The organism is Pseudomonas brassicacearum subsp. neoaurantiaca (genome assembly GCF_013608025.1).
Classification (GTDB): domain Bacteria; phylum Pseudomonadota; class Gammaproteobacteria; order Pseudomonadales; family Pseudomonadaceae; genus Aquipseudomonas.
In genome coordinates this window covers 181,884-205,424 of sequence record NZ_VDLV01000001.1, presented here as the reverse complement: position 1 = coordinate 205,424, position 23,541 = coordinate 181,884, and the positions used below count along the sequence as shown (strand labels likewise).

The 23,541-nt window shown below is 61.8% G+C and carries 21 protein-coding genes; 2 read left to right on the top strand and 19 right to left on the bottom strand.

Annotation, left to right across the window (positions count from 1 at the left end; genetic code table 11):
• Positions 1-25: 25 nt before the first annotated feature.
• A complete protein-coding gene (locus FHK92_RS00900) occupies positions 26-928 on the bottom strand; it encodes a LysR family transcriptional regulator (protein WP_181286480.1) in 903 nt (300 codons plus the stop codon).
• Between the two features lie 27 nt (positions 929-955).
• Positions 956-1,528, bottom strand: a complete 573-nt coding sequence (locus FHK92_RS00895) for a TetR/AcrR family transcriptional regulator (RefSeq protein WP_181286479.1) — start codon at positions 1,526-1,528, stop codon at positions 956-958.
• Positions 1,529-1,643: 115 nt separating this feature from the next.
• Here FHK92_RS00895 and FHK92_RS00890 point away from each other — a divergent pair, with 115 nt between their 5' ends.
• Entirely contained in the window at positions 1,644-3,080 is a 1,437-nt protein-coding gene (locus FHK92_RS00890; RefSeq protein WP_181286366.1) for an amidase, read from the top strand.
• Between the two features lie 9 nt (positions 3,081-3,089).
• On the opposite strand, the gene FHK92_RS00885 is transcribed toward FHK92_RS00890, so the two are convergent.
• The 4 genes from FHK92_RS00885 to FHK92_RS00870 all read right to left on the bottom strand — a co-directional run bounded on the left by FHK92_RS00885 (position 3,090) and on the right by FHK92_RS00870 (position 8,257).
• Positions 3,090-6,107, bottom strand: coding sequence for an EAL domain-containing protein (locus FHK92_RS00885; RefSeq protein ID WP_181286365.1), 3,018 nt, complete (start codon positions 6,105-6,107; stop codon positions 3,090-3,092).
• Complete coding sequence (locus tag FHK92_RS00880; RefSeq protein WP_309109592.1) at positions 6,095-7,114, bottom strand: substrate-binding domain-containing protein; 1,020 nt, start codon at positions 7,112-7,114, stop codon at positions 6,095-6,097. Before FHK92_RS00880 ends, FHK92_RS00885 begins: the two co-directional genes overlap by 13 nt.
• A gap of 286 nt (positions 7,115-7,400) precedes the next feature.
• On the bottom strand, positions 7,401-7,808 hold the full coding sequence (locus tag FHK92_RS00875; protein ID WP_181286363.1) for a VOC family protein: 408 nt from the start codon (positions 7,806-7,808) through the stop codon (positions 7,401-7,403).
• A 23-nt stretch (positions 7,809-7,831) separates the two neighbouring features.
• Positions 7,832-8,257: a YciI family protein gene (locus tag FHK92_RS00870; RefSeq protein ID WP_181286362.1), complete on the bottom strand. Its 426-nt coding sequence runs from the start codon at positions 8,255-8,257 to the stop codon at positions 7,832-7,834.
• Positions 8,258-8,540: 283 nt separating this feature from the next.
• Between FHK92_RS00870 and FHK92_RS00865 the strand changes: the two genes are divergently transcribed.
• Positions 8,541-9,236 (top strand): EthD domain-containing protein, encoded by a 696-nt coding sequence (locus FHK92_RS00865; RefSeq protein ID WP_258232531.1) that lies wholly within the window; start codon positions 8,541-8,543, stop codon positions 9,234-9,236.
• 103 nt (positions 9,237-9,339) lie between these two features.
• On the opposite strand, the gene FHK92_RS00860 is transcribed toward FHK92_RS00865, so the two are convergent.
• The 13 genes from FHK92_RS00860 to FHK92_RS00800 all read right to left on the bottom strand — a co-directional run bounded on the left by FHK92_RS00860 (position 9,340) and on the right by FHK92_RS00800 (position 23,537).
• Positions 9,340-10,473 (bottom strand): FAD-dependent oxidoreductase, encoded by a 1,134-nt coding sequence (locus FHK92_RS00860; protein WP_181286360.1) that lies wholly within the window; start codon positions 10,471-10,473, stop codon positions 9,340-9,342.
• Between the two features lie 1,289 nt (positions 10,474-11,762).
• The gene (locus FHK92_RS00855; protein ID WP_181286359.1) at positions 11,763-13,232 is read right to left on the bottom strand and encodes an NAD-dependent succinate-semialdehyde dehydrogenase; all 1,470 of its coding nucleotides are present in this window, start codon (positions 13,230-13,232) and stop codon (positions 11,763-11,765) included.
• Between the two features lie 16 nt (positions 13,233-13,248).
• A complete protein-coding gene (locus FHK92_RS00850) occupies positions 13,249-14,265 on the bottom strand; it encodes a dihydrodipicolinate synthase family protein (protein WP_181286358.1) in 1,017 nt (338 codons plus the stop codon).
• Positions 14,266-14,290: 25 nt separating this feature from the next.
• Positions 14,291-15,301 (bottom strand): ornithine cyclodeaminase family protein, encoded by a 1,011-nt coding sequence (locus FHK92_RS00845; RefSeq protein ID WP_181286357.1) that lies wholly within the window; start codon positions 15,299-15,301, stop codon positions 14,291-14,293.
• Between the two features lie 98 nt (positions 15,302-15,399).
• Entirely contained in the window at positions 15,400-16,350 is a 951-nt protein-coding gene (locus FHK92_RS00840; protein ID WP_258232530.1) for a LysR family transcriptional regulator, read from the bottom strand.
• On the bottom strand, positions 16,347-17,078 hold the full coding sequence (locus tag FHK92_RS00835; RefSeq protein WP_181286356.1) for a FadR/GntR family transcriptional regulator: 732 nt from the start codon (positions 17,076-17,078) through the stop codon (positions 16,347-16,349). The genes FHK92_RS00840 and FHK92_RS00835 overlap by 4 nt, the downstream gene beginning before the upstream one ends.
• Positions 17,075-17,860, bottom strand: coding sequence for a cyclase family protein (locus FHK92_RS00830; protein WP_181286355.1), 786 nt, complete (start codon positions 17,858-17,860; stop codon positions 17,075-17,077). The genes FHK92_RS00835 and FHK92_RS00830 overlap by 4 nt, the downstream gene beginning before the upstream one ends.
• Positions 17,847-18,854, bottom strand: coding sequence for an NAD-dependent epimerase/dehydratase family protein (locus FHK92_RS00825; RefSeq protein WP_181286354.1), 1,008 nt, complete (start codon positions 18,852-18,854; stop codon positions 17,847-17,849). The genes FHK92_RS00830 and FHK92_RS00825 overlap by 14 nt, the downstream gene beginning before the upstream one ends.
• A complete protein-coding gene (locus tag FHK92_RS00820) occupies positions 18,845-19,837 on the bottom strand; it encodes a fumarylacetoacetate hydrolase family protein (RefSeq protein ID WP_181286353.1) in 993 nt (330 codons plus the stop codon). Before FHK92_RS00820 ends, FHK92_RS00825 begins: the two co-directional genes overlap by 10 nt.
• Positions 19,834-20,406, bottom strand: coding sequence for a cupin domain-containing protein (locus FHK92_RS00815; protein ID WP_181286352.1), 573 nt, complete (start codon positions 20,404-20,406; stop codon positions 19,834-19,836). Before FHK92_RS00815 ends, FHK92_RS00820 begins: the two co-directional genes overlap by 4 nt.
• 64 nt (positions 20,407-20,470) lie before the next feature.
• The gene (locus FHK92_RS00810) at positions 20,471-21,424 is read right to left on the bottom strand and encodes a PDR/VanB family oxidoreductase (protein ID WP_181286351.1); all 954 of its coding nucleotides are present in this window, start codon (positions 21,422-21,424) and stop codon (positions 20,471-20,473) included.
• Positions 21,424-22,467, bottom strand: coding sequence for an aromatic ring-hydroxylating dioxygenase subunit alpha (locus tag FHK92_RS00805; protein WP_181286350.1), 1,044 nt, complete (start codon positions 22,465-22,467; stop codon positions 21,424-21,426). Before FHK92_RS00805 ends, FHK92_RS00810 begins: the two co-directional genes overlap by 1 nt.
• The gene (locus tag FHK92_RS00800) at positions 22,464-23,537 is read right to left on the bottom strand and encodes an aromatic ring-hydroxylating dioxygenase subunit alpha (protein WP_181286349.1); all 1,074 of its coding nucleotides are present in this window, start codon (positions 23,535-23,537) and stop codon (positions 22,464-22,466) included. Before FHK92_RS00800 ends, FHK92_RS00805 begins: the two co-directional genes overlap by 4 nt.
• Between the last annotated feature and the right edge of the window lie 4 nt (positions 23,538-23,541).

Sequence of the window (23,541 nt, the reverse complement as noted above, 5' to 3'; positions counted from 1 at the left end):
CCGGTGTGATGTGCGCCGTTGTCGTTCACGCGTTCACGTAACGTTCGAAACGCGCTGCCAGAAAAGACCTCAACACCTGCACCGCAGGGGTCAGCGAAGTTCGGTGGGCGCACACCAGTTGCAGCGGTGCTGGCTGTCCATGGTCCGGCGGGAAGATTTCCACCAGGCGGCCATTGCGCAGGTCGTCCATGACGTCGAGCTTGGATTTGTAGACGATTCCGAGCCCAGACACCGCCCAGCGCCTGACGATGTCCGCATCATCGCTGATCCGGTTTCCCATCACCTGCACCGTTTCCACCCCTTCTGGTGTCTGGAAACTCCAGCGCTCGAAGGTCTGTTCGCCCATTACATAACGAAGGCAATTGTGCCCGCTCAATTCGGCAGGCGTCCGTGGCTGGCCATGGCGAGCGATGTACTCAGGGGATGCGCACACGGTCCTCCTGTTGGAGGGCTCCAGCGCCAAGGACACCAGGCTGGAGTCGGCCAACTGGCCGTAGCGGATGCTCGCGTCCAGGTGCTCGCTGAACAGATCCGCGACCTGGTCGCTGACGCGCAACTGCAACAACACCTTGGGGTGCAACTGCTGGAACTCATCCAGCCACGGCAGCAACAGGTTGCGCCCGATGTCCGAAGGCATGGACAGCCGCAGCGTCCCGGCGACTTCATCGCGTCCCTGGGCCAGGGCAAGCTCGCCGTCCCCCAATGCTTCCAGCGCCTGCCGTGCATGAGTCAGGTAGCGTTCACCGTCATCCGACAGACGCAGCCGCCGCGTGGAGCGCACGAACAACCGCACCCCAAGGCTCCCTTCCAGCCGTTGCACTGCGACGCTGGCCAATGCCGGAGAGATGTCCAGCAAGCGTGCCGCCGCTGAAAGGCTGCCGACGTCGGTGGTGGTCACGAACACCTGAAGATCATCGACTCGAATGATTTTTTTCACGCTGTAGGGCCTCTCGATTCAGCCGGCGATTTTTTTCCGAACCATCGCCACGAGGTTTTCACCAACGCCCTCGATGCTTTTGTTCTGCGCAACGACCTGGGCCCCTTCCATCAAATAGGTGAGTTCCATCGCCACGGGGTTCGGCTCGGGCAGACCGGCTTCGACACAGAGCGCCACCAACCGGAGGAACTGACGCTTTTTGTGTTCTTCGATAAGAATGCGGGCGGGATGGGCCGGCTCCGGTATCTCCGCCAATGAATTGGTAAATGGACAGCCCCGATAGGACGAGGCCGAGAGATCCCGCGCGATGAACTCGGCAAATCCGAGGATCTGCGCCTTGGGATCACCGGCATGCTGCGCGGCCAGGGTTTCGAAAATGTCGGAGTATTGCTCGACGAGCAACCGCAACCACTCCAGCACCAGCGCGTCTTTCGAATCGAAATGCCGGTAGACGGTCATCTTGGTCGATTTTGCCTTTGCCGCAATGGCATCCACCGTCACCCGACTGATGCCTTCGCTAAAAAACAGTTCCTCGGCTGCATCGAGAATTCTTTCTCGAGGGGCCAATTGGGGAATTCGTTCAGGCCGCATGGCGCTCTCCACTTGACATCGATACTCAACGGTATCTTACTATACCTATCAGTATCGACCGATACTGAAGAGTAAATCATAACGCTTTTGCCAGGCTACTGGCTCGGAGAATGTGATGAAACCTGCTGAATACGCCGCACACGATGCACTGGGCCTGGCTGAGCTGATCGCCAGCGGTCAAGTCACCCAAGCCGAAATCCGCGCTGCGGCACTGTCCGCCATCGAGCAGCTCAATCCCCAGATCAATGCCGTGATCGAGGTTTGGGAAGATGAACCCGCGGCCGCTACCGGGCCGTTCGCCGGCGTGCCCTTTCTGGTGAAAGACCTGGGCCTGACTGCCAAGGGGCGTCTGAACGAGTTGGGTAGCCGCCTGGCTGCCGGATGCATCGCCGAGGAAGACTCCAACCTGATGGCCCGCTTGCGGCAGGCAGGCCTGGTAACCCTCGGCAGGACCACCACACCGGAACTGGCCGCCAGCACCACCACCGAAGGCGTATTTTCAGGACCGACACGCAACCCCTGGGACCTGAGCCGCAGCGCGGGTGGCTCTAGCGGTGGCTCGGCCGCCGCCGTCGCCGCCGGCCTGGTGCCTGCCGCGCACGCCACCGATGGCGGCGGTTCGATCCGCGTTCCCGCAGCCTCCACGGGGTTATTCGGCCTCAAGCCCAGCCGGGGCAGGATTTCAATGGGCCCGGCGGTGGACGAGGTGTGGGCCGGGCTCGCGGTTCATGGGGTCGTCAGTCGCACCGTGCGCGACAGCGCTGCCCTGCTGGATGCAATCCAGGGCGCAGCCGTAGGCGACCCTTTCGAGATCGCCAAGCCGCAGCGTGCCTATTCGTCGGAAGTGATGCGCGATCCGGAATCACTGCGCGTTGGCCTTCTGCTCCATCCGCTGAACGCCACTCGCTCGGTCGAGCCGGTCGTCGATGCGACTCGCCACGTTGCCGTCCAGCTCCAAGGCATGGGGCACAACGTGGACGAAGTCTGCCTCGACATTGGCCTCGGCTGGGAAGGCTTTGTCGAAATGAACGCCCGGTTCTGGTCAGCCAACACCGCTGCCTGGATCAATGCCATCGCCGCTGGAACCGGCCGCGCCATCGATGCCAGCGCACTTGAGCCGGCCACGCTTGCGCTGCACCGGATGGGCAGTGAACTGACTGCCATCGATTTACTGGAGGCCATGCATTACAGAAATGTGGTGACCCGCAGCCTGGGCAACTTTTTCTGCCAATACGACATCCTGCTGAGTCCGACGCTGCCCGCGCTGCCGCCTGCAATAGGTCAATACAACGCGGGCCAGGAGCAGTTGGACGGCAAGAGCTGGATGGATCGCGTATTCAACCACTCGCCTTTCACTGCCTTGGCCAATGTAACGGGGTGCCCTTCCATGTCGGTGCCGCTGGCCTTTGATCCGGACACGGGCCTGCCGATCGGCATGCAATTCTCGGCGGGTTTTGGTCGGGAAGACGTGCTGCTGCGCCTGGCAGGTCAATTGGAGCGCGCATTGCCTTGGACCGCGCGCAGACCCCAAGTCTGGGCTGGGAAGCTATGACTCGCTGAACTAATGTCCGGGCATTGGACGGCCCGGGCGTTTTATACCGTGCGGCTGTCCTGTCGAGTCCGGCTTCAGGGCGCGGCTTGACTGAGGCAATCGTGGCATACGCAGCAACTGTCCGATTTCCTCTGCACTGACGGCCTTGCTGAAAAAGTAACCTTGAATCTCATCGCAGCCATTTTCCCGCAGGAAGGCCTGCTGCTCTTCGGTTTCGACACCTTCGGCAATGACCTTGAGGTTCAGTTTGTGCCCCAACGAAATCACCGCGGTGGCGATGGCCTTGTCGTTTTCGTTATCAGGCAGGTCACGCACGAAAGACTGGTCGATCTTGAGTCTCGCAATCGGGAAGCTCTTCAACGCCGCAAGACTGGAATAGCCGGTGCCGAAATCGTCGATCGAGAGACTGGTGCCCATTGCCTGCAGCGCCTTCATTTTGCTGATGGCTTGCTGAAGGTCTTGCATGATCAGGCTTTCCGTCAGCTCCAGCTCAAGGTACATCGGCTCCAGCCCGGATTCTTGCAAGGCATGGTTGACCCGGTCGATCAGGTTTCTTTCGACGAACTGGCGCGCCGAGATGTTCACCGACACGGTGATCGGCGGCAAGCCGGCCGCCTGCCACGCCTTGTTCTGTCGGCATGCGGTATGGATCACCCAGTCCCCGATGGGCACGATCAAGCCGGTTTCTTCGGCCTGGGGAATGAACTTGATGGGAGACACCACGCCAAGCTCGGGATGCTGCCAGCGAATCAACGCTTCCACACCGATGATCTGGCCCGACTGCAAATCCACCTGTGGCTGGTACAACAACAGGAACTCGTCATTGTCGAGCGCGTTTCGAAGCCCATCCTGCATGGCCAGCTTGCCCTGGACCTTGGTATTCATCTCGCTCGTGTAGAACTGGAAGCTGTTGCGACCTAACTCCTTGGCCCGGTACATGGCGGCGTCGGCATTGCTGATCAACGTGTCGGTGTCGCTGCCGTCGGCAGGGTAAGTCGCCAGCCCTATGCTGCAGGTGACGTGGAGTTTATGGCCGCTGAGGTGGATCGGTTGCAGGATGGCTTCCTGGAGCTTGTGCAGGACGGGCGTCACGCCGTCGAGGTCCGAGGGCTGGTCGAAAAGGATGATCACAAACTCGTCGCCTCCCAATCGCACAACGGTGTCGGTACGACGGACACACTCCACCATGCGCTGGGCCACGGTCTTCAACAGTTCGTCCCCGGCACTGTGCCCAAGGCTGTCATTGACCAGCTTGAATTTGTCCAGGTCGAGAAACACCACCGTCACCAGCCGGTTGTAGCGCTGGGCATAAAGCATCGCCTGCTTGAGGCGGTCTTCGAGCAGCGTGCGATTCGGCAGCCCGGTCAGCACGTCATGATCGCCCATGAAGCGAATGCGCTTTTCGGTCAACTGGCGTTCGATGGCAATCCCGGCAAGCGGGGTCGCCAGGTCGATCAGTTGCGTCTCGGCCGGGCTGGGGCTGCGCACGGTCTTGGCATACAAGGCAAACGTACCCAGCACCTTTCGCTCGTGGGACAGGATCGGCGTCGACCAGCAGGCGCGGAACCCGTAGGGCTCGGCAATTGAACGGTACGCCTCCCACAGCGGATCCTGTTGGATGTCCGTGACGATGACCGGTTCTCGTCGATACGCCGAGGTGCCACATGAACCAACGCTCGGACCAATCTCGATCCCGTCGATGAGCTGGCTATAGGCTTTGGGCAAGCTGGGTGCGGCCCCGTGGTGCAGGTGCTTGCCTTCCTCATCCAGCAACAGGATCGACACCATCATGCCCTCCAGCTGGGACTCGACCAGGTGAGCCAGGCTGTCGAGCACTTCGGCGAGTTCGGTGCTCCTGGCGATCAGCTCCAGGACATGCCCTTGGCCGGCACGAATGACCGCCTCTTGCTCCAGCCGGCTGTTCTGCACGGCGAGCCGTTCAGTGGCGATGCTCAGTTGGGCTGTTCTTTTTTCCAACTGAAGCCGGTCCTCGAGAAACTGATTCACCGCCCGCGCCATGTTGCCGATTTCGTCGTTGCCATGGTCCGCCATCATCAAATGGGTCTTGTCCGTGTGCTCCTGGCGCAACTGCCGGCTTATCTCATTCAGGCGCACGAGCACATGGCGGCCCATGAAGACCCGGGTCACGAACCAGGCGAGCACCAGGCTGGCGCCCAACATGATCAGTACCCATTGCTGGCTACGGTTCGAGTCCTCCACCAGCCGCTGCACGGCTGCCCGATAGTCCTCGGTATAGGCGTTCGATTGCGCACGGGCCAAGGCGACCAACACCCCGGCCTGATTCTGCAGTTCCTCGTTGAAGCGCTTTATGACGTTGTGCTGATCGACGAGCGTCCCGCGCAGGGAAAACAGATCGGGCTTGCCCATGCCAGCGTCAAGTGAAGCTGCCTCGGGTGACAAACGTTCATAGCGCACCCGCAACCGTTGCACGGCCTCACTGTCAGCCGCCTGCGACAGATCGAAAAGCAACACCGCCCGCTCCAGGCTGGCCGGCGTGTTGGCCGCCGTTAACCGGGCGGTGCGATCCTCCAGGGCCTGCTCGAACGTTATCTCGGTTCGCAGCAGGCTTTCACGCAACTGCGCAACGATGTTGGCGGTATTGCGGAACAACTGGCTCGACTGGTGCATATCGAGTATCGCCACGGCACTGTTCGCGGCGGTCAACTGCTGAACCAGTTGGTCCAGGGCTCCAAGCTGTTCGACGGTCGCGGCATAGCTCGATCGCAGGACGTCGGGTGAACGAGTGGTCAGGAGCTGGTCGGTCTGGCGTTCGATCAGCAATGTACGCTGCACCATGTCCTGGCCATTTTGCATGCGGACCAGCCGCTCATCCGTCAGTTGCCGAGTGGCGTTGTTCGAGGAACGCAACGCGTAGACCGCCGTGGCTCCCCCCGCGAGAATCAACAGCGCCAGCGCCACAAACGCCAGCGCGAACTGGGCGCGGAGTGATTGTGGCCAGAGCCGGCGTCCAAGCCGGGAAAAAATATCCAACATCAGGGGTTCCATTGGCGGCGATAGATGTCTCGATAGCCGTTATCCGGATCGTACTGGGATTTTTTTCCGCCATCGAAGGCGATATTGTCGGCGTTGACCAAGTGGATCGGCGCGATGAAGCCACTCACCGGCTGGCCTGCAAACAGCCGGTTCAATTCGTCCATCACTTGCCAGCCATGCAAGTTGAGCGGCTCGGCGACGGTGACGGTCTGGTAGGTTTTCGCCTGGATGCGCAGGAAAGCCGACGCGCTGCCATCCCCGGCGGAGAGCAGGCTGATGCCATCACTGGGAATCGCGGCGCCGGTCAACGAGGCAATCGAGTAGTCGAAATAGATATCGTTGATCGCCAGCGTGTGGGTCCAGCGCTTGCCATAGCGCTGGAGCAACTCCCTGGTGACCGCCGGCATCTTCTCGCTGCTTTCGGAGATCGCAACGTCCCGCATTTCCAGCATCGAACATCCCTGACAGGCCCGAATGACATCTTCCATGGCCTTGGCTTTGGTCATGGCAATGCTGTACCTGGAGTCGGTGAGGATGACCACGCCGGCCTGTCCGTTTGACTGCGCCACCGCCGCCATGGCGGTAAGGCGAGCCACTTCAAGCGGGTCGCTCGTGACGTTCATGGCCACCGGCGTACCGTCAATCGGCCCGGGGCGCACCCCAGCATGCCAGCCGACCACCGGGATGTCCTTGTCGGCGAAGCGCGTCAGTGCCGCGTTGTTCTCAAGGGCATCGGAGCCGCACAGGATCAGGCCGTCGGGCTTCGCGGCCAGGGCATCGGACAAAGCCTTGGCGCGCCCGGCCGATGAGCCTGCGCCATCGAATATCTTCAGCGTCCAGCCCAACGCGCTGGCCGCCTCCCGGGCACCCTGCGCGACACCGACAATGCCCCCGTTGCGCAAGTCTTCTGCGACAAGGGCGATGCTCTTGCTCCTCTGGGCTTGCGGGCCGGATTCAGGACCGCTCCAACGAGCGGCCCCGAGGGTGGCCTTGGCCAAGATTTCCCGGGCTTGAGCCACCGTCACCGTGGCAGCTGCTTCGTTTGGTTGCTCCTGGCCGTAGCCGGCAGTTGCCGCGAGAAAACAGGAGACCGCAATGGACGTCATCCAGCGTAGCGACGGCCCGATCAAACAGCTTCGATCAGCCCGGATGAGGCGGGAACTGGGGCCGGTGGCGCGATCATGGTCTGGCATGGCGTCCCTTTGCCAAGAGTGCAGTACCGAAAGGATAGTCGGGTTCTGCAATTATCAAGTCCTTTTCGGGCCGCCAACCGCGCCCAGGCCGGCGACCCTGGCTACGCCCGGCTTATTGGCGCCCCTCGTAGTTGACCATCCAGGCGATCCCGAAACGGTCTTCGAACATGGCGAAGCGTTCCGCCCAGAACGTCTTTGCCAAGGGCATGTGCACGCTGCCACCCGCGCCCAGGCCGTTGAACAGCCGCTCGGCCTCCTCCGCGCTGTCAACGTTAAGGGATACCGACACGCCTTGCGGCTTGCGATACGGCTGGCCTGGTGGGCAGTCCGACGCCATCAGGCTGAAATTGCCCACGGTCAGGCAGGTGTGCATGATCAGGTCCGGGTCCTTGGGCATGCCGACGTCTTCTGGCGCGTCGGCAAAAGACATGGAAAACAACTCGCCGCCCAGCACGTCCTTGTACAACGCGAAGGCTTCCTTGCAACGGCCATCGAAGGTCAGGTACGGAATGATTCTCATGGTGTGCTCTCCTTTCATCGGTTTCACGATTGACTGGATATCTGCGCCCGCAGACGTTCTTCCTGTGCTTGTAATTCAGGCGTGAAGCTCTCGCCGAACTCCTCGAGTTCGAAGATCTGGCGGATCTCGATTTCACTGTCGCTGATCATCGGGTTCGGACAACGCTTGACCCAGTCGACCGCCTCCTGCAGCGACTGAACCTTGAAGATCCAGAACCCGGCGATCAGCTCGCTGGTCTGGGCGAAAGGCCCCTCGACAACGGTCCGGTCCTTGCCGGAAAACCGCACGCGCACGCCTTGCGAACTGGGATGCAGGCCCTCGCCGGCGAGCATCACCCCAGCCTTGGCCAATTCTTCGTTGTAGGCACCCATGGCGGCCAGCAGCTCCGCGCTGGGCATTTCTCCGGCTTCCGATTCCGGACTGGCCTTGACGATCACCATAAATCGCATGCTCATATCTCCTGGGATTGAATGGATCAAGCCGTCCGTGTGGCGGCTCTACAGGGTAGTCGAATGGCGATGGCGGAAATCGACAGCCTGGCGGGATTATTTTTTCGAAAAGCGGTAAAGACTGGATCAGGCATGTCATTGCGCGATACCTGACAGCGGAAACAGCGATTGGTTAGCCGCTCGACCCTCGCTTTATATTCTCAGGGCTGAAAAGTCCGTCGAATAATAAAGCGAGAGCCCGCTCATGATTAAGATGCTAGCCGCTGTACGCAGGAAACCCGGCATGACCCATGGTGAATTCCTGGAGTACATAGAGCACCAGCACGGAAGGATCGCCCAAGCCAAGCCTCTGGGCGTCAAACGCTACGTTCAGAATCATGTCATCGACGCGGCCTTTGGCGTCGATTCCGATAATGCTTACACGCAAACTTTTCACAGGGATTCGATTACCGAATTGTTCTTTGAAAACATGTCGGACCTGATCGCCACCTTCAGCGACCCCTATACCCAGCAGACCACGGGGCCTGATGCAAAGAACTTCGCTGACCTTTCCAAGCAGGTTGCGCAACTGATGGATGAGGTCGAGCTGTCCGAAACCGGTGTGTTGCCGACGGATTGGAAGGCCATGCTTTTCATCAAAAAGAACCCCGCGGTGCAGCTCGAGGCTTTTTTCAACGCCTGGGATCGCGCTCATGCTGCGGCGGCGAGTGAATATCCGGCGTTCCAAAAGGCCCTGCGCAGGCATGTTCGCGCCCGGTATATGCCCGAAGGGGACCGGGTGACATCGTATTTCGGGCCGGACATAGGCGTTTATGAAGGCGTTTCCAGCCTGTGGTTCGAAAACGAAGCGGATCTTCAAGACTTTCGGCGGTACCAGCGGTCATTGTTCCAACAGCTTTCCGACGACGGGATCGCGCTGTCGTCAGAATCGTTTTTCGTTTATGTGAAGGAAGTTGTCATTCTTGATCTGGACCGATAGATCATTGGCAATCGCAACCAAATGATTGCATTGGCATGGCTGGCTCTGAAATAAAAAAGGACGACTATCAAAGCCGTCCTTTTTATTCATGCCCGGGCGTGGCTCAAACAGGCTCGGCCAATAGCGCAGTGGATTCGCGCATGATCTGGGCATGCTCATCCTTGTCACCGCCATTCTTTTCTATCTCGCACAGGCGGGCGGAGTTCTCGACCACTAGTTGGCAACGCTCCCAACGTCGCGCCTCGAATCGGGCCAGGGCGGTCTGAAGATCACTTTCGGCGAGCAGTTCCTCAGCCAGCACGATGGCGCTCTCGATGCCAATGCCAGCCCCGGAAGCCAGGTGCGGCGTGGTGGCATGCACCGTATCCCCGATCATCACGATGCGGCCTTGGTGCCAGGGCAACGGCACCAACAGATTGGCCAGCGGGCGATAGTCGATATTGGCGCCCGACTCGTAGAGTTGCGGCACCAGCGCTTGCAGGATCGGGGCCGGGAACTCGCCCAGCAGACGGGCCATCTCGCCAGGCCAGGTGGCCGGATCGATCCACTCGGAAAAATCGCGATTCTCCATCAGGAACATGTACATGTGCGTGTCGGAAATCGGATTGACACCAACCTTGGTACGTCCCAACCAGTGGGTGGGCCGGACGATTTCCGGCGGGCGCCTCAATACTGCGCGCCAGACACTTTGGTGGATGGGTTTTGGCGACGGTGCTTGTGGGAAAAACTCCTTGCGCATCCGCGAATGCACACCATCGGCGGCGATGACCAGGTCATAGCGTTCGGCGGTCCCGTCGGTGAAAGACACCTCAACGCCATCATCCTGTTCGATGATGCTGTCGTAGGTGATGCCAAGGCGCACGCGGGTGCCCACTTCCCTGGTTTTATCGGCGAAGATTCGAGCCAGCACCGGGCGCAGGATGCCGCCGCCACAAGGAATCGGCTTATCGCTGACAGGAGGACGAAGTGCCAATTGGACGATCAGTTCGCCCGTCGGTGAAAACACATCGAAGTCGGTAGACAGGTACCCTTCCCCAGCCACCCGTTCAAGAATTCCAATCGTATCCAGCGCTCGCAACGTAGGCCCACTGAGCGTAATACCCGCCCCCAGCGGACACCACAGCGGGTCTATCTCCACCAGGTCGACTTCGACGCCCTGGCGGGCGAGCTGGATGGCCGCGGTCATACCGGAAAACCCGCCTCCGATTACCAGGACCTTACTGACTGCTGCAATCATCGCGCTCTCCTAATTATTCTTATTTCAATCGGGCGGACATTGCCTGGCGCACCGACAAGCTCTGCGGCGTCATCGAATCAATGCCGCAGAATGATGAAAATGCCGACGAAAAATGCCGGATCAGCCACGAGACTATCGAATCGGGTATCAGCGCTGAAATCGCTTTGCACAATCCGAGGTATCGCTGCCGGCGATGGGTCTCGCCGCAAGGCTGCCCAATTGCTGCACACCTCCCACAGGCTAAGTGCCTGGCCTGATATGCCCACACCAGCCACCACAACCCCGTGGCGAGGGAGCTCGCTCCCGCTTGGGTGCGAAGCGCCCACAAAACAGGGGCTGCTGCGCAGCCCAGCGGGGATAAATCCCCTCGCCACAAAAACGCTCAGCGGTGCGTCAGCCACGAAGGTGCAAGCCCAAGCATCAATAGACCAAACACTCGTGTGGGAGCGAGCCTGCTCGCGATAGCGGTACATCAGCCCACAGCGATAGTGGCTGTGCCGCCGACTTCGCGAGCAAGCTCGCTCCCACAAGGTTATGTGCCTGGCCTGAAATGACCACACCAGCCACCCCAACCCCGTGGCGAGGGAGCTTGCTCCCGCTTGGGTGCGAAGCGCCCACAAAACAGGGGGCCGCTACGCAGCCCAGCGGGGATAAATCCCCTCGCCACAAAAACGCTCAGCGGTGCGTCAGCCATGAAGGTGCAAGCCCAAGCCTCAATGGACCAAACACTCTACCCCACAAGGTTATGTGGCTGGCCTGATACGGCCACACGAGCCACCACAACCCCCGTGGCGAGGGGATTTATCCCCGCTGGGCTGCGCAGCAGCCCTAAAACAGTGAACTCAATCTTTCTGACAGACCGAATTGGCTGGTTTGGGGCCGCTACGCAGCCCAGCGGGAGCAAGCTCCCTCGCCACAAAAGCGCTCAGCATTGCGTCAGCCATGAAGGTGCAAACCCAAACCTCAATGGACCAAACACTGGAAATACGGGTGGGAGCGAGCCTGATATGGCCACGCCAGCCACCACAACCCCGTGGCGAGGGAGCTTGCTCCCGCTTGGGTGCGAAGCGCCCAAAAAACAGGGGGCTGCTGCGCAGCCCAGCGGGGATAAATCCCCTCGCCACAAAAGCGTTCAGCGGTGCGTCAGCCAAGAAGGTCCAAGCCATGCATCAATGTGCCAAACACTGAAAATACTTGTAGGAGCGAGCCTGCTCGCGATAGCGGTACGTCAGCCCACAGCGATGCTGGCTGTGCCGCCAACTTCGCGAGCAGGCTCGCTCCCACTGGTTTCACACGCTCTCCAAGCCATCCCAGCAGAGGTATTTCACTTCAAGGAACTCGTCGATTCCCAGGTGGGATCCCTCTCGCCCAAGACCGCTCTGTTTCACGCCACCGAAGGGTGCGACCTCATTTGAAATCAGACCGCAGTTGATGCCCACCATGCCCGATTCGATGCGTGCGGCGTTGCGCCAGATGCGTGCCGCGTCACGGCTGAACAGGTACGCCGCCAAACCGAACTCGCTGTCATTGGCCATCGCGATGGCCTGGTCATCGTTGTCGAAACGCACCAGCGGCATGACCGGGCCGAAGATCTCCTCGCGAGCGACCCGCATCCCGTGGGTCACATCGGTCAGCAAGGTGGGCTGGAAGAAACACCCGCCCAGCGCATGGGGTTTGCCGCCGGACAGCAGCCGGGCACCTTGCGCCAGTGCATCATCCACCAGCGCCTGGGATTTTCGTACGGCCGCGTCATCGATCAACGGCCCGACCTGCACGCCAGGCTCCAGGCCATTGCCCACCTTCAGGCGCGCCATCCGCTCAACGATGCGCTCGGCCAATGCGTCATGAACCCCCGACTGCACCAGCACCCGGTTCGCGCCGATACAGGATTGCCCGCCGTTGCGAAACTTGGCCACCATCACGCCGTCGGCTGCAGCATCGAGGTCCGCATCGTCGAAGACAATGAACGGAGCGTTGCCGCCCAGCTCCATGGAGCATTTCTTGACCGTCTGCGCCGCTTGCGCCAACAACAGCCGGCCCACTTCGGTGGACCCCGTGAAGGTGAGTTTGCGCACCAACGGGTTGGCCGTGAGCTCACCGGCAATGTCGCGAGTGTCATTACCGGTGATGACACTGAAAACGCCGCCCGGCACCCCCGCGCGCAGGGCCAGTTCAGCGAGCGCCAACGCGGTCAAAGGTGTCTGGCTGGCCGGTTTCACCACCATGGTGCAACCGGCCGCGAGGGCTGGAGCGGCCTTGCGCGTGATCATCGCGGCCGGGAAATTCCAGGGCGTTATCGCCGCGCAGACGCCGATGGGCTCGCGCAGTACGACGATGCGCTGAGTGTCCTTCACCCCCGGAATCAGATCACCGCGCACCCGTGTGGCTTCTTCGCCAAACCATCGCACGAAAGACGCCGCGTAATCGACTTCACCGCGCGCCTCCTCCAGTGGCTTGCCCTCCTCCAGGGTAATCAGCGTGGCAATGTCCTCGCGATGTTCGACCATCAGCTCATACCAACGGCGCAACACCTCGCCACGGCGCTTGGCCGTCAAGCGACGCCACGGGCCGAAGGCGTCGTGCGCCGCATCGATAGCCTGCCGGACTTCAGCTTCGCGACAGCGCGGCAACTCGGCCAGCACCGTCTGATCCACCGGGTTGCGCAACGTGTACCGACCGTGCGGCGTCTCGGCCAGCCATTGTCCAGCGATGTAGGCGTCGGTACGCCACAGCGTGGGATCCTTGAGTAAATGTTTCACTGTGCAATCCTCCCCATCAGCACAGATGGCGCCCGATCATGAAGGCGCTGTCCGGGTCCGAAGTCACCGGCAACCCCGACGCAACCAAGCCTTGGCGCAGCGACTTCATGAAGCGATCCGGGACGCGCATCGCCGGGGCACGCAACGGGCCGCCATTGAAGCCGGCGAGCCAGTCCTGGTATTTCCACATCGTCCGGTTAAGCACACCGGTACCGCCGGCGTAGCTCTGCGCGGCAGCGCCGTTGGCACTGCGGGCCGGATTGACCTTCCAATACAGTTCCATCGCCTCTTCAAAGCGCCCCGTGCGCGCCAGTTCGAACGCTTTCGGGTAGTAGTCGCTCATCCAGGCGGTGTTGCTGGTGCCAGAAAACTGCAGTTTCATCAGGCTCATCAAGGGGATCGCGTCACCTTCGATCGGGCAACTGATCACCACCTGATCACGGAAGTGGTAATACATCTCGCAAATGCCCGCCGGCAGTGGGAACCCTTGCTCCGATTTGATCGCCGCGATGTTCGGGCAATCAGCCAACAGCCGACGGACCAACTCCAGGGACATACCCGCCGGATGCACCCGTTCAAAACCCCACAACGGAATCGGAAACAGCATCACGGCAAGGTCCGTCGCGTCGCAGAACGCCTTGGTGTAGTCGTAGATTTCCTGCTCGTTGGTCGGCCAGAACTGCGGTGGATAGGACAGCAGGACAATATCCGCACCGGCATTCTCGGCGAGCTTCACCGCCTCGATGTTCTCGGCAAGCGTCCCAAAAGCAGCATGGAAGAACAGGATCAGGTTTTTCCCCGACTCACGGGCCCAGGCCGTGAACTGCGCGTTCTCCTGGGGAGAGATCGCCAGTTCGCTGCACAGCAACGTGGCGCTGTAGCCCAGGCCGACCGTATGTTCAATGTCGTGGCGAATGCCACGTTCGTTGAGTCGCTTCAGATCGGCGCTGAAACTTGGAATGGTGACAGCCGAGCAGCCCACCAGGTTTTCCCGCGCCCAGGTACGGGCGTCCGCTTTCTTGTATGTGGCCATGATGATTTCCTTTGGACAGTGAGGGTTATTTCGAGACAGGGACAATGCTGGCAGGCAGCTCGATGCCGAGGCCTTGTTGCCGGGCGCGCTCGTACAGCGCTTGGGCGATGACGACGTCCTGCAGCGCCGAGCCCACCGATTTGTAGAGAACGATGTCGCTTGCCTGCTGGCGCGGGGTGACACGGCCCGCGACCAGGTCCGACAGCGCGACCAATTTGTCGGCGACATACACGCCGGCACTGATCGCGGCGATGGCGTCACCGGTATCGTGGAGCACCTCTTGCGGCATATCCGCGACAATGCAGGCGGCTCGCTCCATCGTGACCGGATCAACCTCCCGTTGCTCAGGCAAGGTGGAACCCAACGACACGACCGTGGCGCCCGGGCAAAGCCACGCGCCTTGCAACACCGGAGACTCGTCACGGCTGCGGGCGGCACAGATCACCACGTCAGCGTCCCGCACCGCCTCCTGGGCGCTGCTCACCGCCTGGATATCCAGCCCGGGCCTGAAGCTTTCGGCAAAACGCTCACGGCTCGCGGGCGTTGGACTGAACACCCGGACATGGGACACGTCGCGCACCGACTTGAGGCAGTCCAGCGCACCCCGCGCCTCGAACCCGGCGCCAATCACCCCCACCCGCAGCGCTCGCTGGGGCGCCAGCAAATCGACCGCCAGCGCAGCGGTGGCGGCGGTACGCAGACCGGTCACCCGGTTGCCGTCGATCAGCGCACTGAGGGCCATGGTCTGCTGGTTGAACAAGGCGATCAGGTAGCTGGCGCAGCGCGCCCGCATGGAAGCGGCAATCAACTTGCAGCCCATCTGGCCACCGGTGGGTGGTACGGCGGTCAAACTGCGCAGCCAGAGCCCGTCGCCACGTGCCATGGAACGAGGCGGCACCATCGCGTCGGACGTCGGATGGGCATACGCCTCGGCGAGTGCGGCGACGGCAGTGCCCCAATCGGCGAGAGAGGCAACATCGGCATCGCTGAGGAAAAGCGTCGGGGCGATGACTTGGGATTCTTGAGCGTGATGCATGGTGCGAACCTCGCAATCGGTATCAATCGTTGGTTGACTGACACCCTACGAGGCGCTCCCCGCACCGAATACTGCTGGGGAGCGAAAGCAGCTATCGCTTAAGTCGATGGCATGGACAGGTTGCAGATCAACCGGCGCACCTCACGGGAGGCACGCGTCACCGGGCGCCGGGGCGACTCCGCCAGGACAACGAAGCGCTCGAGGACCGGCTCGACGATTCGCGATGACACCAATCGCTGATCCAACGAGCCCGGCAGCACCGACGCAATGGCATAGCCGCCCCCCGCCGCCACGACTTCGTACTGCAGCTGGACGGAATCGGCTTCCACGGCCACGGATAATTCGACACCTTGATCGGCGGCCAAGTGGTCGAGCCTGGCCCTCAACAGATGCGGTCGCCCGGGTACGACCAGGGGCAATCCAGATAACTGCTTCAACGGAATGTCTCGACTGGCGAAAAGAGGATCGACCGCAGGCCCCACCAGATGCAGTGGGAGCCTTGCCAGCAGATGCGCTTGCCCGATGCTCGCCTCGCTCTCGCGCAGCACCAGCGCCATATCCAGGCGACCGTCGTGCAACTGCTCTTCGAGTTGAGCACTGGCGCCCTCGATCAAATGCAACCTTACCCCGGGCATCTGCGCCCGCACCGTGGAAAACAGCGTCCCCGCGAACCGCCGCACCGCTGAGGGCAACATGCCCACGACCACCTCGCCCACCGGTTTTCCACGCAGGTTGCGAATGTCATCGGCAAGGCCTTCCGCGTCCGCAATCAGGCCGGAGATACAGGGCAACAGTTGTTCGCCGAATTCGGTCAGGACCACACCTCGTCCGGTGCGATGGAACAGGCGCTCGCCACATTGCGACTCGAGCAAGGCGATGTTGCGACTGACCATGGATTGCGGCATGTCCAGCAATACGGCGGCCTTGCTGAGGCTGCCAGCCGCCACGACACGGACGAACAAGGTCCAGCGCGGATCGATGATGGTCAGCGCAGTGGCTGGATGCTGTGTCGTCGTTTCCGGCACCTGGGCATCGTGAACGCTGGTCATGTCAGCAGCTCGTTGCGGGCCTGATGCAGGTACTCGCGACTGTCCTGGAGGTGCAGGCGCATGGCCGCGCGTGCGCATTCGGCATCCTGATTGAAGATCGCCTGGTAGATCTGTTCGTGCTCGCTTTGCATGCGCTGTTCGTAGTGCAAAGGCTCATCATGGAACAGCCGCGCGGAATCCAATCGGCTGCGGGGAATGATGACCACGCCCAGGTTGAGCAACGTGTTGGCGATGTAGTGATTGCCAGTCGCCTCGGCGATGCCCAGATGGAACTGGAAATCCAGCGCCGCCCGATCATTGAGGCTGACTGCCGGCTGCCCGAGCTGATCGAGCAGCGCTCGCAAACCCGCCAACTGATCAGGGCGGCGGCGTTGCGCAGCGAGCCCGGCGGCTTCGACTTCCAGGCCAATCCGGAACTCCATGATTGCCAGCGAATCGACAATGACACCGATCGTCGCCGGGTCGATGAAGGTCTTCAATGACAGCGTGCTATCGCGCACAAACGTACCGATGCCATGGCGTGTCTCGACCATTCCGGCGGCCTGCAAACGCGACATCGCCTCGCGCACCACGGTCCTGCTGACTCCGTGTTCGAGCATGAGGGCCGACTCGGTGGGCAATTGTTCTCCGCTACGCAGTCGCCCCTCGATGATGTGCTCGGAAAGCAGCACCTCAAGCCCTCGGGAAAGATTGCCGCGTTTTTTTCCATCCGCCGCACGCACGGTCATTCCTCGAAAATCGCCACGGCGCGGACGAAGCCGGCCGAAGCGTGCCTGATCTTGTAAGGGAAGCAAGACACCTGGAAGCCATGGGCCGGCAGGCATTCCAGGTTCGCCAGTTTTTCCATCTGGCCGTAGCCGATGTCGCGCCCGGCCTTGTGCCCTTCCCAGATGATCGAGGCATCGCCGGTGGCGGCGAAGCGTTCGCGCGTGTACTTGAACGGCGCATCCCAACTCCAGGCATCGGTGCCGACCACGCGCACGCCGCGCTCGAGCAAATACAACGTGGCCTCGCGGCCGATGCCGACCCCGGCGTCCAGATACCCTGGCTGGCCGAACAATGCACCGGCGCGGGTATTGACCAGGACGATGTCCAACGGCTGGAGCACGTGCTCGATGCGCGCCAGCTCAGCCTGTATTTCGGCGGCGCTGACCACATGACCGTCTGGCATATGGCGAAAATCCAGTTTCACCCCCGGTTGCAGGCACCAGTCCAGTGGCAGTTCGTCGATGCCGAACGCCGGTTTGCCGCCGTCCGTGGTCGAGGCGTAATGCCAGGGGGCGTCCATGTGCGTACCGCTGTGGGTAGTGATCTGCAGGCGCTCCGCGGCCCAGGATTCGTCGCCGGGCATTTGCGCCTTGGACAGGCCGGGAAACATCGCGGCCATCTCCGGCCAGCCTTGTTGATGGTCCATGTAGTCGATTTTCGGCAGCAACGGTGGCGGATCGGTGTAAGGGTTATTGTCCAGGGTCACGGACAGGTCCACCAGACGGCGTTTAGTCGGTTGCATGATCAGTCACTCCAAGCGCCACCCGCCCTCGCGCACGACGCGCCGAGGCAGCAGGCTTCAAACTGTTGCGTATCAAGGCGGCTGCCGAGCCGTCATGGCGAAAGCCAAGGGCCCGGGCCAGTGGGGTTTTCATCGCCGGGAAACTGCCGAACAAGGCTTGCAGCCCGGCATCCGGTGCGAAGCTGATCAGCCCACGGCGTTCCTGGCCGTAGGCAGCGGCCAGGGCATCGATGACCTGGGCAATGGACAGGTGCAACAACGGCAGTTGCCAGACCCGTGATTCGCCGAGTTCGGCGGTCGGCAGCTCGGCGGCTCGCAGCAGGTTATCGACGCAGCACCGCACCGACATCCACCACGCCTGCGCCTGCGGCGACACTGGGCAGCAATACGGCTCGCCCAGGGCAAAAGCCTGCAGCAGATCGCTCATGAACGCCGAACGCAGGCCGTTGGGCTCACGTGGACGCGCGACGATGCCGGGCAGGCGCACGGCACGACCGTCCACCTCGCCTCGCCGAGCCAGGTCATTGAGGGCCGTTTCCACCATCACTTTGTGCGCGCCATAGCTTATCTGCGGGTGTGGCACGGCACGCTCATCCATGCGCGCCGGCAGGTCGCCGCCGTACACCGCCACGCTGCTGGCGTACACCAGCACCGGCACGCCAGGCTGTTCGCGCAACTGATCGAGCAACTCCAGGCTCGCCAGCAAGTTGACCTGATAGCCCAGTGAATACTGCTGCTCGGCCGCGCCGCCCGGCACGCTCACCAGGTGGAACACCACATCGATGCCATCGGCCAGGGCGCGACGCAGCAACGCGGCATCGGTGATGCTGCCGCAATGACGGCGCAGGCGCTTATCGTCAGTGAAACCCGCCAGCTCCTTATCCACCAGGATCAACGCGCTGATGGGCTGGCCTCGCAGTTGATTCGTGTCGAGCAGACGCTGCACCAATGCCCGCCCGACAAAACCGTTTGCACCGGTAATCATCACGCGCATGGGCGCTCTCCGCAGACGACACGCTGGTCTATCGCGCCAAAGACCGACTGCCCTTGCGCATCGATGACGTCCATGCGCACACGGTCGCCAAATCGCATGAAGGACGTTTGAGGCGCGCCCTGTTCAATCATCTCCACGGCACGACGTTCAGCGATGCAAGCCGCCCCAACGCTGGGATCGGCATTGGAAACCGTGCCGGAACCGATCACGCAGCCGGCCCTGAGACGCCGGGTCAGGGCCGCATGGGCAATCAATTGATGAAAGCCGAAATGCATGGCGCCACCGTGGGCATGCCCGAACCACTGGCCATTCCACTCGACCTTCAGCGGCAAGTGCACGCGCCCGTCGCGCCAGGCTTCGCCCAACTCGTCGGGGGTGATTGCCACCGGTGCGAAACTTGACGAGGATTTGGCCTGGATAAAACCGAAGCCCGTCTTCATTTCGCGGGGTGCCAGTGCGCGCAAGCTGACATCGTTGACTTGCACGATGAGGCGGATACGGGCGATGGCGTCTTGTGCCGAGCATCCCATGGGAACCTCATCGACGACCACGGCGAATTCACCTTCGAAGTCGATGCCATGGCTTTCACTGGGCAGCACGATGTCCTCGCGAGCGCCGAGAAAATCATCGCCAGAGCCTTGGTACATCAGCGGCGTGTGTTCGACACCTTCGATGGGATCCAGCGAAAACGCTTTCTGCATCCGCTCGCCATGGCTGAGAAACGACGAGGCATCCAGCCACTGCCAGGCACGCGGCAAAGGTGCGGCGGCTTGTTGTGGATCGAAGGCGAAGGCCTCGGCCAGTGAGCCTTCGTTCAAGGCGTCATAGCGAGCGCGCAAAGCGGCTTCGACGCTCGGCCAATGCTCGATGGCCTCCTGCAGGGTCCCGGCGATGTCACTGGCCTCCACCGCCCACGCCAGGTTGCGCGATACCACCAACAGACGACCGTCGCGGCTGTGATCCTTGAGGGTACTGAGCTTCATACCTGTGCTCCTTGCAGCTCGGGGGCGAAGCGACCGTCGAGCAGCACGAAGAGCATGCGGGCCATCTGCTCGGTGCGATTGCTCCAGGCGTGATTGGTGCCGCGCTGCACGACGATGTCACCGCGCTTGAGATGCACCTCTTCGCCATCGAGGACCAGCCAGACCTCGCCCTCCGTCACCACGCCGTAATCCAGTGTTTCGGTGCGGTGCATCAGCTTGTGCCTTGAGTCCGCCTGCCCCGTACCGGCATGGGCCTGGCCTATTTCGGCAAAGGCCGCCGCGGCATCCTCGGCACTGACCTGGTTCTGGACGCTGTCGGGCGGGATGTCCACCACGCGGATGACGCTGCCCAGCGGCGCCGGGCTCAATTGAAGCGGCTTGCGGGTGGGATCGTCGCCGTTGTCGAGCACGGCCGGGCTGGCGCCGCTGTTCCAGATCTCGTGGAAAACCGTGCCGGGTACGGCCTTGAGCGGGAAGCTGTTCGGCGTCGGTCCGCTGAGGGCGACCACCGCCCGCCCCTGGGCATCGTGCCCGGTGACCACGCGTTTGAAACCAGGAAGCTGTTGCATGTTCAAATCCTCAATCTGTTGGTGGAACGTGCCAGCGGGTAAAAATGAATTCATGGGAAAAACCTTAAAGATCGAGCACCAACCGCGCGCTCCTGGCGCGCGAGCAGCAAGGCGTGAACTGGTCGTTGCGCGCTCGCTCGGCATCGGTCAGGAACATGTCGCGATGATCCGGCTCGCCTTCCAGCACGCGCGTCAGGCAAGTGCCGCAGATGCCCTGCTCGCAGGACAACGGGATATCGATGCCGGCCTCCAGCAGCACCTGGGCCACGCTGAGCGCGGCAGGCACCTGCAAACACTGCCCGGTACTGGCCAGTTGCACCTCGAACCCGCCCGCCTCGCTGGCCGGCGCAGCGGCGGCGGTAAAGTATTCGCGGTGCAGTTGCGCCTCGGCCCAGCCCTGCGCGCGTGCAGTACCGAGCACATGCTCCATGAAGCCATTCGGGCCGCAGACATACAGGTGACGATCACTGGACGGCGTGGACAGAATCCGAGCGCTGTCGAGACGCTGGGCATCCTCGCCGTCGTCCACATGGACATGCACGCAATCGGCGAACGCCGACTGGCGGATGTACTCGATGAAGGCCATGCGCCCGGCCGAACGACCGCAGTAGTGCAACTCGAAAGGCGCGCCGATCCGCGCCAGGCGCTCGGCCATGCAAAGGATCGGCGTGATGCCGATACCGCCCGCGAACAACAGGCTGAAGCCCGCACCATGTTCCAGCGGGAACAGGTTGCGCGGCTCGCTGATGCGCAACCGGCTGCCTTCCTGGACTTGCTCGTGCATGGCCTGGGAACCGCCGCGAGACGCGGGATCGAGCAACACGCCCAGCAGGTAGCGGTGCCGCTCCTCGGGGTGATTGCACAATGAATATTGGCGCACCAAGCCATCAGGCAACTGCACATCGACATGCGAGCCAGCGCTGAAGGCAGGCAGCAGGCGATCTTCGACCGGGGCCAGTTCGAAGCTGTAGATGCCTTCGGCTTCGCGCCGCTTGCGAGTGACGACGACTTCAATCATCACTTGGCACCTGCAGGCTGCTCGGCAGCGATCATGCGATCCAGCACACGCCGCGCGCGGATGGCGCCTGCATCACCGACCAGCAGGACCGGCTTCAAGTCCCAGAACGACGCATCGCCCATCATGCGCTGCTGCGCCTCAAGCATCGGCAAGTCTTCGTCGGCAAAGGGCCGGTTGATCGCGGCCGCTTGCTCGTCGGCGAATCGCTCGGCGAATTCGCCCATTGCCTTGGGAAAGCAGACTGAGAACCAGTAGTGAGTCGTGGTCTCGGTCTCCGGGGTGAACAGGTGCGGGATCGGTGTGGAAATGCCCTGGGCCCTGGGTAGCCCGGTCGCCACCGCGCCGGAGAACAACAACATGTTAGCCGGGGCATCCCAGCGCACATCGATCCAACGGTCCACCGGCGTGCCTTGCGCAATGTTCCAGGCGCTGTAGAGAAATTCCGGCATGATTTCCGCAACAGTCTGGCGGTTGGACCAAACGGTGTTGCCCTCCTCCTGCACGCTGGTCAACGCGCTCTTCACGCCATCGCCACCCAACGTAGACGGGTGCAAAAACTCGATATGACCCAGGTCCATGATGTTGTCGGTTTCCAGCACGTAGTTGGCCCGCGCGTGCAGGTAGCGTTTACCGACGTACCAATGGTCATCGTCCATGCAACTGAAATCCGCGATCAGCGTCGCATCGGCCAGTTGTGGATCGCCCATCCAGATCCACAGCACGCTATGGCGCTCGACCAGCGGGTAGGTCTTGACCTTCGCCGCCTTGGGAATTGCGCCATCACCGTGGGGGTTATGCACACAGGTGCCGCTGCCGTCGAATTCCAGGCCGTGATACGGACAACGCACCGCATCGCCTTTGAGGACTCCCATTCCCAGCGGTGCGAAACGGTGCGGGCAGCGATCGGCAATGGCTTGGGCGGTACCTTGGGTATCGCGAAAAAACACCACGGGTTCATTGAGAAGGGTTCGTTGAAACAGCTCGCCAGCCTTGACCTCGGTTCCCCAGGCGGCTGCGTACCAGACGTTGCGTAGAAAGCTCATCGCGATTCCTCTTTTTCAAAGCTTGCTAACGGGCTGGCGTGCGTCGCCGCGCACTCGGCCTCAATCAAACGACGCAACACCCGCCGACAGCGCACGGCTCCGGCATCGACAGGCAGCAACACCGGGTTGAGACCCAGCAAGTCAACCTCGCCAATCTGGTGCTGCTGCGCCTCGACCATGGGTTTGTCTTCACCGGCGAAAATACCGATCAGCATGTCCTGGACGAAGGCATTCAACTGGGCGTTGTCCTGCTCGAAACTGCGCGTGTTGGCGAAGAAATAATGGGTATTCGTCGCGTCCTGCGGGGTCATCAGGTGCAGGTTCCACGTCACCGGCCCCTCTTCCCTGGGACGCCCTGGCGCGGTGGCGCCACTGCCCAGCAGCATCAGGCCAGGCGCGTGCCAGACGACTTCGGCCCAGACGTCTGCCCGGGTCGGGTCTTCAAGGTGAGCGCCGAAAGCCGGCGGAGGGACATCATCGGCGGCCCACCAACTGATGCGCACACGATCGTTGGGCAGCTCCTCGACGGTGGCGCGGGTGCGTGACAACGCTCCGCCACCGAGGGTATCCGGGTGCAGGAAGTCGACGTGGCTCAGGTCCATGATGTTGTCGGACAGCAATTCGTAATGCGCCCGGGTTGGCAAATACCCGTGTCCCTTGGCATGGGTGGGCGCCTGTTCGAAGAAGGAAAAATCAGGAATCAGCGCATCGCTTGCCAAGTGCCGATCGCCCGGCCACACCCAGATCGCGCCGTGGCGCTCAACAACCGCGAACCCACGAACACAAGCAGCCTTGGGGATATTTCCCTCGCCATGGGGATTGTGCGTGCATTGGCCACTGCCCTCGAAACGCAAGCCGTGGTACGGGCACTGGATGCTGTCGCCGACAACCTTGCCCATGTGCAGCGGGGCAAAACGGTGCGGGCAACGATCGGCGAGCGCCTGGATCGCGCCCCGGCTGTCGCGAAAGAAGACCATGGGTCGTTCGACGATGGTCCTGCCAAGCATCGCACCAGGCGCCAGCTCATCCGCCCACCCAGCGATGTACCAGGTGTTGAGCAAATAGCTCATGTTG

Coding starts and splice junctions, on each gene's coding strand:
- FHK92_RS00830 (WP_181286355.1), bottom strand. CDS start 17,860: ATGCAACCGACTAAACGCCGTCTGGTGGACCTGTCCGTGACCCTGGAC.
- FHK92_RS00895 (WP_181286479.1), bottom strand. CDS start 1,528: ATGCGGCCTGAACGAATTCCCCAATTGGCCCCTCGAGAAAGAATTCTC.
- FHK92_RS00835 (WP_181286356.1), bottom strand. CDS start 17,078: ATGACCGTGCGTGCGGCGGATGGAAAAAAACGCGGCAATCTTTCCCGA.
- FHK92_RS00890 (WP_181286366.1), top strand. CDS start 1,644: ATGAAACCTGCTGAATACGCCGCACACGATGCACTGGGCCTGGCTGAG.
- FHK92_RS00875 (WP_181286363.1), bottom strand. CDS start 7,808: ATGAGAATCATTCCGTACCTGACCTTCGATGGCCGTTGCAAGGAAGCC.
- FHK92_RS00860 (WP_181286360.1), bottom strand. CDS start 10,473: ATGATTGCAGCAGTCAGTAAGGTCCTGGTAATCGGAGGCGGGTTTTCC.
- FHK92_RS00845 (WP_181286357.1), bottom strand. CDS start 15,301: ATGCATCACGCTCAAGAATCCCAAGTCATCGCCCCGACGCTTTTCCTC.
- FHK92_RS00870 (WP_181286362.1), bottom strand. CDS start 8,257: ATGCGATTTATGGTGATCGTCAAGGCCAGTCCGGAATCGGAAGCCGGA.
- FHK92_RS00810 (WP_181286351.1), bottom strand. CDS start 21,424: ATGATTGAAGTCGTCGTCACTCGCAAGCGGCGCGAAGCCGAAGGCATC.
- FHK92_RS00865 (WP_258232531.1), top strand. CDS start 8,541: ATGACCCATGGTGAATTCCTGGAGTACATAGAGCACCAGCACGGAAGG.
- FHK92_RS00840 (WP_258232530.1), bottom strand. CDS start 16,350: ATGACCAGCGTTCACGATGCCCAGGTGCCGGAAACGACGACACAGCAT.
- FHK92_RS00885 (WP_181286365.1), bottom strand. CDS start 6,107: ATGGAACCCCTGATGTTGGATATTTTTTCCCGGCTTGGACGCCGGCTC.
- FHK92_RS00825 (WP_181286354.1), bottom strand. CDS start 18,854: ATGCGCGTGATGATTACCGGTGCAAACGGTTTTGTCGGGCGGGCATTG.
- FHK92_RS00800 (WP_181286349.1), bottom strand. CDS start 23,537: ATGAGCTATTTGCTCAACACCTGGTACATCGCTGGGTGGGCGGATGAG.
- FHK92_RS00815 (WP_181286352.1), bottom strand. CDS start 20,406: ATGCAACAGCTTCCTGGTTTCAAACGCGTGGTCACCGGGCACGATGCC.
- FHK92_RS00820 (WP_181286353.1), bottom strand. CDS start 19,837: ATGAAGCTCAGTACCCTCAAGGATCACAGCCGCGACGGTCGTCTGTTG.
- FHK92_RS00850 (WP_181286358.1), bottom strand. CDS start 14,265: ATGGCCACATACAAGAAAGCGGACGCCCGTACCTGGGCGCGGGAAAAC.
- FHK92_RS00805 (WP_181286350.1), bottom strand. CDS start 22,467: ATGAGCTTTCTACGCAACGTCTGGTACGCAGCCGCCTGGGGAACCGAG.